We start from the raw sequence: 14,024 nt of genomic DNA, 5'->3' as shown, positions 1-14,024 counted from the left end.
CATGCTCGGGGTCCCGCTCAGTGGTCGTACTCGTCCAGCGGCGGGCAGGAGCAGACCAGGTTGCGGTCGCCGAAGGCACCGTCGATGCGGCGCACCGGCGGCCAGTACTTGTCGGCGGCCGAGACCCCGGCCGGGAAGACGGCCTCGTCACGGCTGTACGGGTGGTTCCACTCGCCGCCCAGCGCCGCCGCGGTGTGCGGGGCGTTGCGCAGCGGGTTGTCCTCGGCGGGCCACTCGCCGGAGGCGACCTTCTCGATCTCGCCCCGGATCGCGATCATCGTGTCGCAGAAGCGGTCGAGCTCGGCCAGGTCCTCGGACTCGGTGGGCTCGATCATCAGCGTGCCGGCCACCGGGAAGGACATGGTCGGCGCGTGGAAGCCGTAGTCGATCAGGCGCTTGGCGATGTCGTCGACGCTGACCCCCGTCGCCTTCGACAGCGGGCGCAGGTCCACGATGCACTCGTGGGCCACCAGGCCGGCCGGGCCGGTGTAGAGCACCGGGAAGTGCGGCTCCAGGCGCTTGGCGATGTAGTTCGCCGCGAGTACGGCCACCTGGGTGGCGCGCTTGAGGCCCTCGCCGCCCATCAGGCGCACGTACGACCAGGAGATCGGCAGGATGCCGGCGGAGCCCCAGGGGGCGGCCGAGATCGGGCCGACACCGGTCTCCGGGCCCGCGGTGGGCTGGAGCGGGTGGTTCGGCAGGTACGGGGCGAGGTGGGCGCGGACGCCGACCGGGCCGACACCCGGGCCGCCGCCGCCGTGCGGGATGCAGAAGGTCTTGTGCAGGTTCAGGTGCGAGACGTCGCCGCCGAACTTGCCCGGCTTGGCGAGGCCGACCAGCGCGTTGAGGTTGGCGCCGTCGACGTACACCTGACCGCCGGCCTCGTGGACCTCGGCGCAGATGTCGGCGACGTGCTCCTCGAAGACGCCGTGCGTCGAGGGGTACGTGATCATCAGCACGGAGAGCTCGTCGCGGTACTGCTCGATCTTGGCGCGCAGGTCGGCGACGTCCACCTCGCCGTCGTCGGCGGTCTTGACGACGACGACCTTCATGCCGGCCATCACCGCGGAGGCGGCGTTGGTGCCGTGCGCGGAGGACGGGATGAGACAGACGGTGCGCTGCAGGTCGCCGTTGGCGCGGTGGTAGGCGCGCACGGCCAGCAGGCCGGCGAGCTCGCCCTGGGAGCCGGCGTTCGGCTGGATGGAGACCTTGTCGTAGCCGGTGACCTCGGCGAGGCGCTCCTCCAGCTCGGTGATGAGCGTGAGGTAGCCGCCAGCCTGCTCGACCGGGGCGAAGGGGTGCATCTGGCCGAACTCGGGCCAGGTCACCGACTCCATCTCGGTGGTCGCGTTCAGCTTCATGGTGCAGGAGCCGAGCGGGATCATGCCGCGGTCGAGCGCGTAGTCGCGGTCCGAGAGGCGGCGCAGGTAGCGCAGCATCGAGGTCTCGGAGCGGTGCGCGTGGAAGACCGGGTGGGTCAGGAACGCGTCCGCGCGGAGCGCGTCGGCGGGCAGCGCGTCCTCGGTGGCGGCGTCCAGGGCCTCGACGTCGCCGGTGACGCCGAAGGCGGTCCAGACGACGGCGAGCGTGCCGCGGGTGGTGGTCTCGTCGCAGGACATCGACACGTGGTCCGCGTCGACGCGGTGGAGGTTGACCCCGGCCTCGCGGGCGACGGCGACGACGGCGTCGGCGCGGCCCGGCACGCGGGCGGTCAGGGTGTCGAAGAAGGCGCCCTGGGTGAGCTCGACGCCCCCGGCGCGCAGCCCGGCGGCGAGGACGGCGGCGTACCGGTGGGTGCGGCGCGCGATCCCCTTGAGGCCCTCGGGGCCGTGGTAGACGGCGTACATGCCGGCCATGACGGCGAGGAGCACCTGGGCGGTGCAGATGTTGCTGGTGGCCTTCTCGCGGCGGATGTGCTGCTCGCGGGTCTGCAGGGCCAGGCGGTAGGCCCGGTTGCCGTCGGCGTCGACGGAGACGCCGACGAGGCGGCCGGGGAGCGAGCGGGCGTGCTTGTCCTGGACGGCCATGTAGCCGGCGTGCGGGCCGCCGAAGCCCATCGGGACGCCGAAGCGCTGGGTGGTGCCGACGGCGATGTCGGCGCCGAGCGAGCCGGGCGAGGCCAGCAGGGTCAGCGCGAGCAGGTCGGCGGCGACGGTGACGATCGCGCCGAGCTCGTGGGCCTGGTCGATGACCGGCTTGATGTCGCGGACGGCACCGGAGGCGCCCGGGTACTGGAGCAGCACGCCGAAGACGCCGCGCTCGGCAATCTCGGCGGGGACACCGGCCGACAGGTCGGCGACGACGACCTCGACCCCGGTGGGCTCGGCGCGGGTCTCGATGACGGCGATGGTCTGCGGCAGGGCGTCGGCGTCGACGAGGAAGACGCCGTTCTTCACCTTGCCGACGCGGCGGGACAGCGCCATGGCCTCGGCGGCGGCGGTGCCCTCGTCGAGCAGCGAGGCGCCGGAGGTGGGCAGGCCGGTGAGGTCGGCGACCATGGTCTGGAAGTTCAGCAGGGCCTCCAGGCGGCCCTGCGAGATCTCCGGCTGGTACGGCGTGTAGGCCGTGTACCAGGCCGGGTTCTCCATGACGTTGCGCAGGATGACCGGCGGGGTGAAGGTGCCGTAGTAGCCGAGGCCGATCATCGGGGCCAGGACCTGGTTGCGGTCGGCGAGTTCGCGCAGCTCGGCGAGGACCTCGGCCTCGGTGCGGGCGGCGGGCAGGCCGAGCGCCTCGGCGTTCTTGATGACGTCCGGCACGGCCGCGGCCGTCAGCTCGTCGAGGGAGCCGTACCCGACCTGGGCGAGCATCTTCGCCCGCGCCTCGGTGTCGGGCCCGATGTGCCGCTGCTCGAAGGGAATGCCCTGCTCGAGCTCGGAGAGCGGAATGCGGTTGGCGGTCATGCTGCGGGGGCCTCCTGGTCGTCACGACCTGCGAGGGGCACCACGGCGCGGGTGCCCGGACGGCCTCCCCCTCTGTCATCTCAACCTGAGAGCTTCACCGGCCATGCCCGAGGGCAGGACCGGCTTTCACCGTCGGTGAGAGCGGATGCCGTCGACGCCCGCCCTGCTTTCCAGAGTGACCTCGTCCACGCGGTACAGGGGCCTGAGAGATTCCGGGGAGGATTTGCTCCTTCGGCGCCCCCGAAAGGTTTCTTCGGTGGACTCTCCCGCGCAGGGTCGACAGCCACAGCCAGCCTACCAGCGCGGTTGAGCCTGTAGTCGCTCAAGTGGCCGACATCCCAGTTGTGCACTTTCGTAGGGGTGTAGAGCAGTTGCGACCAGTTGGAGGGACCGTGCAGACCGATATCGATCCGCGCAGCCTGATCGGCCGCAAGGCGTTCGACCGGAACGGACACAAGATCGGGACCGTGGACGAGGTGTACCTGGACGACGCGACGGGCGTCCCCGAATGGGCCGCCGTGCGCACCGGCCTGTTCAGCCGCGACGCGTTCGTCCCCCTGGAGCCGAGCGAGCTGGTGAGCGGCGGCCTCCACATCCCCTATGAGCGGGCCCTGATCAAGGACGCCCCCGACTTCGGCGTGGGCCGCCACCTCTCCCCCGAACAGGAACTCCAGCTCTACCGGCACTACAGCCTCGCCCTGCCTCCCCCGCCCCAGGACACCCCGTCCCGTGACTTCGGCCGCCTGGCGGGCCAGGAGGACACCCAGAACCCCTAGATCCCCTCCCCCTCCCCTCCCCCTCCCCTCCCCCTCCCTTCCCCTCCGTCCAAGGGCCCCGCCCGCGCCACGCGGTCCGGGCGGGCCCGCCCTACCGCACCAGCGGCAGCGGCTCCGAGGGCTCCAGCGCCGGATCGTCCACCGAGAACGTCCGCACCCGCCCCGGCACCGCCGCCCACGGCTCCTCGAAGCGCACGGTGACCCGCCCGAGCCCGCTGCCCTGCACCCACCCGGCCCCGTACTCCGCGTGCCGCACGTCCCGCCCCGGCGCCCACTCCCGCTCGGCGCCGTCGGCCGCCCCGGCGGTCACCGGCGCGGCCTCGGCCGGCCCCGCGCCCGCCGCGCCCTCGGGAGCCTCCCCCGCGGCGGCCCCTGCCTCCTCCGCGCGCGCCTCCGCCGCCGCCCGGGCGTCCGCCTCGGCCTGCGCGAACAGGTCCTCCTGCGTGTAGTCGGCCAGCCCGCTGACCCCGACCCCGAGCAGCCGCACCCCGCCCGTGGTGTCCACCAGGTCGAGCAGCCGCGCCGCCGCCTCCCGCACCACCACCGGGTCGTCCGTCGGCCCCCGCAGCGTCTCGGACCGGGTCAGCGTCGAGAAGTCGTAGCGCCGCACCTTGAGCACGATCGTCCGCCCCGAGTGCCCCGAGGCCCGCAGCCGCGCCACGCACCGCTCGGCCAGCCGCTCCACCTCCAGCCGGATCCGCAGCCGGTCGTGCAGGTCCACGGCGAAGGTGTCCTCCACGGAGACCGACTTGGCGTCGCGCTCGGCCACCACGGGCCGGTCGTCGTGCCCGAGGGCCATCAGATACAGCGAGCCGCCGTGCGCCCGCCCCAGCAGCCGTACGAGCTCGTCCTCGCCCGCCTCGACCACCTCGGCGACCGTCGTGATCCCGGCCCGCCGCAGATGCTCCCCGGTGGCCGGCCCGACACCCGGGATGATCCGCACCGACCGCGGCCCCAGCAGCTCCCGCTCGGTCCCCGGCTCGATCAGCACGAGCCCGTCCGGCTTGGCCTCCTCCGAGGCGATCTTGGCCAGCATCTTCGACCCGGCGAGCCCGACCGAGCCGGTCAGCCCCGTCGTCGCCAGGATGTCCCGCCGCAGCCGCTCCCCCGCCGCCCGCGCGCCCGCGCTGTCGTCGGCGACCCCGCCGGCCTCCAGGTCCACGAACGCCTCGTCCAGGCTGAGCGGCTCGACCAGCGGCGACAGCCGCCCGAGCAGCTCCATGACCTGCCCGCTGATCGCCCGGTAGAAGGCGAAGCGCGGCACCAGATACGCCGCGTTCGGCGCGAGCCGCCGCGCCTGCGCCATGGGCATCGCCGAGTGCACCCCGAAGCGCCGCGCCTCGTACGAGGCCGTCGCCACCACCCCGCGCGGCCCCAGGCCCCCCACGACCACCGGCTTCCCGCGCAGGCTCGGCTTCGACGCCTGCTCCGCCGCGGCGAAGAAGGCGTCCATGTCGAGATGCAGGATGGTGGGCGCGGCTCTCACGCCTCCGATGCTGCCCTACGGCACTGACAACGGGGCGGCGGCGAGGCCGCCGGGCCGGTCAGACCGCGCGGTCCCGCCGGCGGCGCGCCAGCTCGTCCGTGGGGTTGTGCCCGATCAGCGTCTCGCCCGTGTCGATCCGCTCGCCGTGCAGCTGCGACAGCGCCGACTCGACGTCCCGCCAGACCACGCCGACGGCGATGCCGAAGACGCCCTGGCCGCCCTGGAGCAGGTCCACGACCTCGTCCGGCGAGGAGCACTCGTACACCGTGGCGCCGTCGCTCATGAGCGTCATCCGCTCCAGGTCGCTGAAGCCCCGCCGCCGCAGGTGCTGCACGGCCGCCCGGATGTTCTGGAGCGCCACCCCGGTGTCCAGGAAGCGCTTGACGATCTTGAGGACGACGACGTCCCGGAAGCTGTACAGCCGCTGCGTCCCGGACCCGTAGGCGGGCCGCACGCTCGGCTCGACCAGCCCCGTACGGGCCCAGTAGTCCAGTTGCCGGTAGGTGATCCCGGCCGCCGCACAGGCCGTGGGGCCGCGGTAGCCGATCTCCTCAGGGGCGGCGCTCACGTCCCCGCCGAGGTCGCCCACACTGCCGTGAAGCGGATACGGGCCCTTCTCCCCGGGGGCACGCCCCAGGAAGCCCCCTGCCGTACCGTCGCCGCTGCTCATCACGCCGACCCTCCGTCCTTGACCTGCCCACTCGAAGGTAGGCAGTCACTCGGGGTGCGTCAACGATCGCCACACTCGGCACGCCGAGTGATAATCACCCTGAGAGTGGTTTCACGTGCCCCTCTCCGGGGTAAGGCTATCCGAATGTGCCGAAAACGGCCCGCGGCCACGGCCGCGCGGGCCTACTGGCTGCCGGTCTCGAAGTCCTCGGGCGAGATCTGGTCGAGGAACTCGCGGAACTTCTCCACCTCGTCCTCCTGCTCGTCCGGAATCGCGATCCCCGCGTCGTCCAGCACCCCGTCGCTGCCGTAGATCGGCGTCCCGGTGCGCAGCGCCAGGGCTATCGCGTCGGACGGCCGGGCGCTCACCTCCACCCCGCTGGCGAACACCAGCTCGGCGTAGAAGACCCCGTCACGCAGATCCGTGATGCGGACCTCGGACAGCTCCTGCCCCACGGCCTCCAGCACGTCCTTGAAGAGGTCGTGCGTCAGCGGCCTGGCGGGGGCCATGCCCTGCTGGGCGAAGGCGATCGCGGTCGCCTCACCCGGTCCGATCCAGATGGGGAGGTACCGATCGCCTCCCACTTCACGCAGGAGCACGATCGGCTGGTTGGAGGGCATTTCCACCCGGACACCCACAACGTCGAGCTCGTTCACACAGCAACCCTAGGACGTGCCCGACCGGTTTGGGTAGTCGGGCCGTCCGCCGATCACTGCGGCCGCAGCCCCAGCGCGGTCTGGACCAGTGCCGCGTGCAGCCGTACGGAGAGTCCGGCGAGCTCCTTCGCGGTCGCCTCGGCATGGGCCCTGGTCTGCGGATTGCGGTGCCGCCGCAGCGGTGCGACCATCTGTTCGATCAGCCCGGCCTCGCGCTCGGCCGCCGCCTTGACGGCCCGCAGATGCCGCGGCTCCAGACCGAATCTCCCCAGATCCGCCACCAGTTTGGCGACCGTCACCGTCTCGGCGTCGTAGCCGCCGCCGTCGTCGACCGGGGCGATCAGCCCGTACGACTCCCACTCGACCAGCTCGACCTCGGTGACCTCCGCCGCCGCGAGCAGCTCCGCGCGCCCGAGCCGGGCCGCGGTGGGCCGCTCGCCGTCCGCGTCCCAGGCCCCGTCCAGCAGATCCCGCTGCGCGCTCGGGGAGGGCAGCTTGACCTGCTCCCCCCGCTCCAGGGCGTCCAGGTGCTCGCGGATGACCTTCAGCGGGAGGTAGTGGTCCCGCTGCATCCGCAGGATCTGGGCGAGCCGCTCCACGTCCCGCGGACTGAACTTCCGGTACCCGGAGGCCGTCCGCTGGGGCTCGACCAGCCCCTCGGCCTCCAGGAACCGGATCTTGGAGATCGTCACTTCGGGAAACTCGTCGCGCAGGTGGTTCAGCACCGTGCCGATGCTGACCAGCTCGCCCGCGGCGGCGGCGCCGTGTCCGGCGCCGCCCGTCGGTGTTCGCAGCATGGACCTTCCCTGAAGGTTCTCCGGAGCGTCACACGCCCCGCTGGCTCGCGAAGAACACGAGCCGGTACTTGCCGATCTGCACCTCGTCCCCGTTGGACAGAACGACCGAGTTCGCGTCGATCTGCTCGCGGTTGACATAGGTGCCGTTGAGGCTGCCGACGTCCGCCACCGTGAAGGTGCCGTCCGGCTGCCGGCGGAACTCCACGTGGCGACGCGACACGGTCACGTCGTCCAGGAAGATGTCGCTCTGCGGGTGCCGCCCGGCCGTCGTCAGCTCGCCGTCCAGGAGGAAGCGGCTGCCCGAGTTGGGGCCGCGACGCACGATCAGCAGCGCCGCGCCGCCCGGCAGGGCCTCGACCGCCGCCAGCGCCTCGGCCGACAGCGACGGGAGCGCGGTCTGCCCGGTGACCTCCGCGTCGTAGGCTTCCAGCCCCGAGATGGAGATCGTCGAGGTGGTCTCGGAGGCACGCTCCGGCACCACCCCGCCCCGCAGCGGCGCACCGCAGTGGGAGCAGAAACGGCTGTCCGCCGTGTTGCGGTGACCGCACCTCGTACACACCGGCATGGCCGCGCCCTCCTGCCGCGGCTGACCCGCGGAGGTCTGTGTCGCGTACGGGTCGGGCACAAACCCTCCACCCGTACCTGAGGTTGATGGTTCTCCGAAACCTATGCGCGCGGCACCGGCGGGGTCAACAGAAGACGCGCCCTGTACGCCCGGAATGTCACCGCCCCGGCCGCCGACCTCATCGCGGAAGAGCGGGCGCTCGCCGCCCTGTTCCTCGCTCTGGGCGTGGCGCGGCGCGCGATGCCTGGCGCTGCCGCCGTCCTCGCTTGCGCTCTTGCCGAACAACTTCGCAAACCACTTCACGGGCGATTCCCCTTGACCGAAACAGACCCGCCCGTGGGGCAGGACGAACCCTGACTCAACACACCTGCCGACCCGGACATCTTCACAACGTCCGTGACCACTCGACAGTTTCCACCACGCACCACCCATGTGGTGCGGCGACCCCCCGCAACTTCCTGCGCTTGTCGCGTGACCCTCATCGCCCCCGCCTCACTGCGAGGACGACTGAGCGTAGTCAGGCCGCTTCGCAGGCCGCAAGGCGTCGACGACGATCTTCCCGGAACGCTGCACCGTGGCCGTGGCCTGCTCCTTCTCCAATGTCTGGACGACACCGCCGGGGATGTTGAGCGCGGGCTCCAGATCCTCCGGCTTGCCGATGACCTTGAAGACGTACGGAGCGGCCACCTTCGTTCCATCGATCCGCATGTCATTGCCGCTTCCCGAGAAGTAGCTGTCCGCCACGACCCGCACACCGTCCACCTGGATCGCCTCCGCGCCGGCCGCCCGCAGCTCCTGGATCGCGTCGAGCAGCATGTCCGACTCGATCGCGCCGCTCGCGTCCGTGATCGTCAGCGTGATGCCCGGCCCCTCGGCGGCGACCGTACCGGCCAGGATGCCCAGCTGGTGCTGCTTCTCCTGCGTCTGCTTACGGGCCTCCTCCGCCTGGTCCGAGCTGGACTCCAGCTCCGAGCGCTGCCGGTCGAGACGCGTCTTCTCGTCCTCCAGCCGCTGGGTGCGGTCGTCGAGCTCGTCGAGGATGCGCACCAGGTCCTCCTGGCGGGCCCCCCGCAGCGCGCTGTTGTCGCTGGTGGACCGCACCTGGATGGCCAGCCCGAGACCCAGCACGAACAGCAGCAGCGCCACGACCAGTTGGGCCCGGGTCACCCGGGGCGGCCACAGGCTCGCGGCGAGCCGCTGCCGCCCGGACACCTCCGGCTTCGCGGGCGCCGCCGGCGGCGGCTCGGCGGCCGGCGGCGGGGCCACGGGCGGCAGCGGCACCGAGGCACGCGGCGGGACCCCGGGCCCCTCCGGGCGCGGAGCGCCACCCTCGGCACCCCCGCCCCGCCCGTCGGGCCCGTCCGGCCGCTCCGGCCTGTCCTGCTCGTTCATCGGCCTCACGCCCGGAACACGTGCCGCCGGATGGCGGCCGCGTTGGAGAAGATCCGGATACCGAGGACGACGACCACACCCGTCGACAGCTGCGCGCCCACGCCCAGCTTGTCGCCGAGGAAGACGATCAGCGCCGCCACGACCACGTTCGACAGGAACGACACCACGAAGACCTTGTCGACGAAGATCCCGTCGAGCATGGCCCGCAGCCCGCCGAAGACCGCGTCCAGGGCGGCGACCACGGCGATCGGAAGATAGGGCTCGACCACCGCGGGAACCTCGGGCCGGACCAGAAGTCCGACCACGACGCCCACGATCAGGCCCAGTACGGCGATCAAGATGTGCCCTTCCCTGTCTCGGCCGCGGCCCGCCCGGCGGTCTTGGCCGCCCCGGCTCCCCTCGGCTCTGCTGTACGTACGATCAGGCTCGGCGCGGCCGGCAGACGGACGTCGCCCTCGGCCGAGATGCTCGTGCGGATCCCGAAGTTCTCCTGCAGCGCGTGCAGGTACTGGCCGTCGGCGCTGTCCTGGAACGCGGTGCTCAGCCGCTGCCCGTCCCCGACGGCGAGCACGGTGTACGGCGGCACCAGCGGCTTGTTGTCGACCAGTATGGCGTCGCCCGCCGCCCGGATCGCCGACAGCGCGGTCAGCCGCTGCCCGTTGATCGACACGGCCTCCGCGCCCGACTCCCACAGCCCGTTCACGATCCGCTGCATGTCACGGTCGCGCACCCGCCCGGTGTCCGAGAAGCCCGCGCTCTCCCGCGGCCCGCCACCGCCCCCGTCCGAGGCGCCCTTGGCGTCGTCCACGACCAGCTTCACGCCGGGCCCGTGCACCGGGGTCGCCCCCGACAGCAGCGCCACCAGCTCGCCCTGGTCGCCGCCGTGCTGCTCCAGCGCCTTCCGCTGCCGCTCGCCGACCTCGCCGCGCAGCCGCTCGATGTCCTGCTCCAGCTTGTCCGCGACGGAGGTCTCCGACTCGATCCGGTCGATCAGGTCCTGCCGCTCCTTGGCCACGACCGGCGCGGACACCCGCGCCTCGGCCGCGCCCAGCGTCACCACGGCCGCCGCGAGCACCAGCCCGGCCGCAAGACCGAGCTTCGCCCGGATCGTCCGGGGCATCCCGCCGCCCTCGGCGGCACGACGGGCCGACGCCTCCGCGTACCCGTCGTCCAGCGCGTGGTCGATCACGTTGTTCAGCAGCGACATGGACGCGTCCGGGCGCGGAGGCGGTGATCCTGTGCTCCGAACGGGGGGCTGCTGCGACATGCCGCACATCGTCGCACGTCGCACGGCCTACCGCCGAATGGCCCCACCGCCGGGCCGGGAGGCGACCGAAGCCGCCTCCCGGCCCCACGGGCCCCGCGGGTCCCGCCTCCCCCTAGTGACCTGCGCTCTCGACGACCGCCGCCCACTCGTCGAGCAGGGCCTGCGCGGAAGCGTCGTCGGGACCCTCCGCCCACAGATGGGTGACGGCCTCCGCCGGGTCGGGCAGCACCATCACCCAGCGCCCGTCGGCCTCCACCACCCGCACGCCGTCGGTGGTGTCCACGGACCGGTCCCCGGCCGCCTCCACCACCCGGCGCATGACCAGGCCCTTCACCGCCCACGGCGTCGGGATGTCCCGCTTCAGCACATGGGCCCGCGGGATCCGCGCGTCGATCTGGCTCAGGGTCAGCTGGGTCCGCGCCACCAGGCCGATCAGCCGGACGAACGCCGCCGCCCCGTCGAAGACGGAGCTGAACTCCGGCACGATGAATCCGCCCCGGCCGTCCCCGCCGAAGATCGTCGACTCCTCGCGCCCGACCCTCGTGAGGTCGTCCGGCGAGGTCGTCGTCCACTCCACCTGCGTGCCGTGGTACGCGGCGACCTGCTCGGCGATCCGCGTGGTCGTCACCGGCAGCGCGACCCGACCGGACCGCCGCTCGGCGGCCACCAGGTCGAGCAGCACCAGCAGCGCCCGGTCGTCCTCGATGATCCGACCGCGCTCGTCGACCAGCGAGAGCCGCTCACCCACCGGGTCGAAACGCACCCCGAACGCCGCCCGCGCGGACGCCACGATCTCCCCGAGCCGCACCAGCCCGGCCCGCCGGCTCTCCGCCGACTCGGTCGGCCTGGACTCGTCCAGACCGGGGTTGATCGTCAGCGAGTCGACCTGGAGCCGCCCGAGCAGGCTCGGCAGCACGAGCCCCGCGCTGCCGTTGGACGCGTCCACGACGACCTTCAGTCCCGCCTCGGCGATCCCTGTCGTGTCCACGTTCCGCAGCAGCGAGCCGGTGTACGAGTCGAAGACGCTGGCCGGGAAGGACAGGTCGCCGATCTCCCCGGGGAACGCCCGCCGGTACTCCTGACGCGCGAAGACCCGGTCCAGCTTCCGCTGCCCGGCCTGCGACAGGTCGGCTCCCCGCTCGTCGAAGAACATGATGTCGAGCGAGTCCGGCACACCCGGTGAGGTCCGCACCATGATCCCGCCGGCACTCCCCCGCGCGGTCTGCTGCCGCGCCACGGGCAGCGGTACGTTCTCCAGGTCGCGTACGTCGATGGCGCTGGCCTGCAGGGCGGAGATCACCGCCCGCTTGAGCGCCCGCGCGCCGCGCGAGTGGTCGCGCGCGGTGGTGACCGTCGCGCCCTTCTTCAGCGTCGTGGCATAGGCACCGGCCAGCCGCACGGCCAGCTCGGGCGTGATCTCCACGTTGAGGATGCCGGAGACCCCGCGCGCGCCGAACAGGTGCGCCTGCCCGCGGGACTCCCAGATGACCGAGGTGTTGACGAAGGCGCCGGCCTCGATGGTCTTGAACGGGTACACCCGGACGTTGCCCTGCACGATCGACTCCTCGCCGATCAGGCACTCGTCCCCGATGACGGCCCCGTCCTCGATCCGGGCGGCCCGCATGACATCGGTGTTCTTCCCGATGACACAGCCGCGCAGATTGCTCTGCGGCCCGACGTAGACGTTGTCGTGGATGACGGCCTTGTGCAGGAAGGCACTGCTCTTCACCACGACGTTGGAGCCGATCACGGTGTGCTCGCGGACCTCGGCGCCGGCCTCGACCTTCGCGTAGTCGCCGATGTACAGCGGCCCGCGCAGCACGGCGTCGGGATGGACCTCGGCCCCTTCGGCGACCCAGACACCAGGGGAGATCTCGAAGCCGTCGATGTCGACCTGGACCTTGCCCTCCAGGACGTCCGCCTGGGCCTTCACATAGCTCTCGTGGGTGCCCACGTCCTCCCAGTAGCCCTCGGCGACATACCCGTAGACGGGCTTGCCCTCCTTCATCAACTGCGGAAAGACATCACCCGACCAGTCGACGGGGACATCCGGTTCGACGTAGTCGAAGACTTCGGGCTCCATGACGTAGATGCCCGTGTTCACCGTGTCCGAGAAGACCTGCCCCCAGGTCGGCTTCTCCAGGAATCGTTCGACCTTTCCTTCCTCGTCGACGATCGTGATGCCGAATTCCAGCGGATTGGGCACCCTGGTCAGGCAGACCGTGACGAGGGCGCCCTTCTCCTTGTGGAAGGCGATCAGATCACTGAGGTCGAAATCGGTGAGTGCGTCCCCCGAGATGACGACGAAGGCGTCGTCCTTCAACGCCTCCTCGGCATTCTTCACACTCCCCGCGGTACCGAGCGGCTTCTCCTCGTTCGCGTACGTGAGCTCCATTCCGAGCTCTTCGCCGTCCCCGAAGTAATTCCGGACGAGGGAGGCGAGGAATTGCACGGTCACGACGGTCTCGGTGAGACCGTGCCTCTTGAGCAGTCGCAGGACGTGCTCCATGATCGGCCGGTTGGCGACCGGCAGAAGAGGCTTGGGCATACTCGAGGTCATGGGGCGCAGGCGGGTGCCCTCGCCACCGGCCATCACGACGGCCTTCATGTCGGAAGCGTCCTCCTTGAAGAGACGACGGTCCTGCCGACCTCACCTGTCCGCTGTCGGGCCCTCGGGCGTCCTCGTTCCTGCCGGCGACGCTGCACGGCAAGGGACGGACGGGCTCAATCGGCCGCGGTATCCGCCTTCACGAGTCGACGGACCTGGACCACGTAGAGGATCCCTGCCCACCAATACAGAGTTGTACCCCATCCGGCGAAGGCCCACCCGAAAACTTCAGCGAGTGACGATAGCCAGCCCGTTCCGTCACTGAGCAGCAGCAACGGGAACGCGTACATCAAGTTGAAAGTGGCAGCTTTCCCGAGGAAGTTCACCTGCGGCGGCGGATACCCGTGCCGGCGGAGAACGGCCACGGCGACCAGCAGCATCAGCTCGCGCGCCAAAAGGACGGCGGTGAGCCACAGCGGCAGGATCTCGCGCCAGGTGAGGCCCACGAGCGTGGAAAGGATGTACAGCCGATCGGCGGCAGGATCGAGCAGCCTGCCGAGGTTGCTGATCTGATTCCAGCGCCGGGCGAGCTTCCCGTCGAGATAGTCGCTGACGCCGCTCAGCGCCAGGACGAGCAGGGCCCAGCCGTCGCTGTTGGGACCGCCGAACACAGGCCGGAGGATCAACCACAGGAAGAGCGGCACGCCGACCAGGCGGGCCATGCTGAGGATGTTGGGGATGGTGAGGACCCGGTCTGTCTGAACGCGAGTCTCCTGGACCTCCACCCGGGGGCCTCCTGTGCGAGCGAGTTGACGATGTGCCCCATGACCTTACCCTCAGCCACGAGGTGCGGATGCACAGGGGGACCCCGGAACGCAGAAAAGCCCCGCACCATAAGGTGCGGGGCTTTCCCACAATGATTGTTCGGCGGCGTCCTACTCTCCCACAGGGTCCCCCCTGCAGT

At 71.4% G+C, this 14,024-nt stretch carries 12 protein-coding genes and 1 riboswitch; of the genes, 1 reads left to right on the top strand and 11 read right to left on the bottom strand.

What is annotated here, in order from left to right; all coding sequences use genetic code 11:
- Window positions 1-17 precede the first annotated feature (17 nt).
- On the bottom strand, window positions 18-2,903 hold the full coding sequence (gcvP, locus tag AB0C99_RS33915; RefSeq protein ID WP_362483422.1) for an aminomethyl-transferring glycine dehydrogenase: 2,886 nt from the start codon (window positions 2,901-2,903) through the stop codon (window positions 18-20).
- A 180-nt stretch (window positions 2,904-3,083) separates the two neighbouring features.
- Window positions 3,084-3,182, bottom strand: a riboswitch (glycine riboswitch).
- Between the two features lie 113 nt (window positions 3,183-3,295).
- On the opposite strand from gcvP, the gene AB0C99_RS33910 reads away from it, so the two are divergent.
- Window positions 3,296-3,679 carry a PRC-barrel domain-containing protein gene (locus AB0C99_RS33910; protein WP_362483420.1) on the top strand — a complete coding sequence of 128 codons (384 nt, stop codon included), beginning with the start codon at window positions 3,296-3,298 and terminating at the stop codon, window positions 3,677-3,679.
- A 91-nt stretch (window positions 3,680-3,770) separates the two neighbouring features.
- Here AB0C99_RS33910 and AB0C99_RS33905 read toward each other — a convergent pair whose 3' ends face one another.
- The 10 genes from AB0C99_RS33905 to AB0C99_RS33860 all read right to left on the bottom strand — a co-directional run bounded on the left by AB0C99_RS33905 (window position 3,771) and on the right by AB0C99_RS33860 (window position 13,845).
- On the bottom strand, window positions 3,771-5,165 hold the full coding sequence (locus tag AB0C99_RS33905) for a DNA polymerase IV (protein ID WP_362483419.1): 1,395 nt from the start codon (window positions 5,163-5,165) through the stop codon (window positions 3,771-3,773).
- Window positions 5,166-5,223: 58 nt separating this feature from the next.
- Entirely contained in the window at window positions 5,224-5,835 is a 612-nt protein-coding gene (locus AB0C99_RS33900; RefSeq protein WP_362483417.1) for a MerR family transcriptional regulator, read from the bottom strand.
- A gap of 182 nt (window positions 5,836-6,017) precedes the next feature.
- Complete coding sequence (locus AB0C99_RS33895; RefSeq protein ID WP_362483415.1) at window positions 6,018-6,491, bottom strand: bifunctional nuclease family protein; 474 nt, start codon at window positions 6,489-6,491, stop codon at window positions 6,018-6,020.
- A 53-nt stretch (window positions 6,492-6,544) separates the two neighbouring features.
- Complete coding sequence (locus tag AB0C99_RS33890; protein WP_362483413.1) at window positions 6,545-7,288, bottom strand: MerR family transcriptional regulator; 744 nt, start codon at window positions 7,286-7,288, stop codon at window positions 6,545-6,547.
- Window positions 7,289-7,316: 28 nt separating this feature from the next.
- The gene (locus AB0C99_RS33885; RefSeq protein WP_362483412.1) at window positions 7,317-8,285 is read right to left on the bottom strand and encodes an FHA domain-containing protein; all 969 of its coding nucleotides are present in this window, start codon (window positions 8,283-8,285) and stop codon (window positions 7,317-7,319) included.
- A gap of 60 nt (window positions 8,286-8,345) precedes the next feature.
- Window positions 8,346-9,245, bottom strand: coding sequence for a DUF881 domain-containing protein (locus AB0C99_RS33880; RefSeq protein ID WP_362483410.1), 900 nt, complete (start codon window positions 9,243-9,245; stop codon window positions 8,346-8,348).
- Window positions 9,246-9,250: 5 nt separating this feature from the next.
- Window positions 9,251-9,583, bottom strand: coding sequence for a small basic family protein (locus AB0C99_RS33875; RefSeq protein ID WP_015032176.1), 333 nt, complete (start codon window positions 9,581-9,583; stop codon window positions 9,251-9,253).
- Window positions 9,580-10,512, bottom strand: a complete 933-nt coding sequence (locus AB0C99_RS33870) for a DUF881 domain-containing protein (RefSeq protein ID WP_362483408.1) — start codon at window positions 10,510-10,512, stop codon at window positions 9,580-9,582. Before AB0C99_RS33870 ends, AB0C99_RS33875 begins: the two co-directional genes overlap by 4 nt.
- Window positions 10,513-10,624: 112 nt before the next feature.
- A complete protein-coding gene (locus AB0C99_RS33865; RefSeq protein WP_362483407.1) occupies window positions 10,625-13,120 on the bottom strand; it encodes a mannose-1-phosphate guanyltransferase in 2,496 nt (831 codons plus the stop codon).
- Between the two features lie 116 nt (window positions 13,121-13,236).
- Entirely contained in the window at window positions 13,237-13,845 is a 609-nt protein-coding gene (locus AB0C99_RS33860; protein ID WP_362483405.1) for a CDP-alcohol phosphatidyltransferase family protein, read from the bottom strand.
- Window positions 13,846-14,024 lie beyond the last annotated feature (179 nt).

The organism is Streptomyces sp. NPDC048659 (genome assembly GCF_040650575.1).
Taxonomy (GTDB): domain Bacteria; phylum Actinomycetota; class Actinomycetes; order Streptomycetales; family Streptomycetaceae; genus Streptomyces.
Note: the sequence above shows the minus strand (reverse complement) of the source record. Positions and strands in the feature narration are given on the sequence as shown.

What these genes read in the sequence shown, in the direction of transcription:
- gcvP (WP_362483422.1), bottom strand. Translation starts at nt 2,903, where the DNA reads ATGACCGCCAACCGCATTCCGCTCTCCGAGCTCGAGCAGGGCATTCCC.
- AB0C99_RS33900 (WP_362483417.1), bottom strand. Translation starts at nt 5,835, where the DNA reads ATGAGCAGCGGCGACGGTACGGCAGGGGGCTTCCTGGGGCGTGCCCCC.
- AB0C99_RS33890 (WP_362483413.1), bottom strand. Translation starts at nt 7,288, where the DNA reads ATGCTGCGAACACCGACGGGCGGCGCCGGACACGGCGCCGCCGCCGCG.
- AB0C99_RS33885 (WP_362483412.1), bottom strand. Translation starts at nt 8,285, where the DNA reads ATGGGTGGTGCGTGGTGGAAACTGTCGAGTGGTCACGGACGTTGTGAA.
- AB0C99_RS33880 (WP_362483410.1), bottom strand. Translation starts at nt 9,245, where the DNA reads ATGAACGAGCAGGACAGGCCGGAGCGGCCGGACGGGCCCGACGGGCGG.
- AB0C99_RS33870 (WP_362483408.1), bottom strand. Translation starts at nt 10,512, where the DNA reads ATGTCGCAGCAGCCCCCCGTTCGGAGCACAGGATCACCGCCTCCGCGC.
- AB0C99_RS33865 (WP_362483407.1), bottom strand. Translation starts at nt 13,120, where the DNA reads ATGAAGGCCGTCGTGATGGCCGGTGGCGAGGGCACCCGCCTGCGCCCC.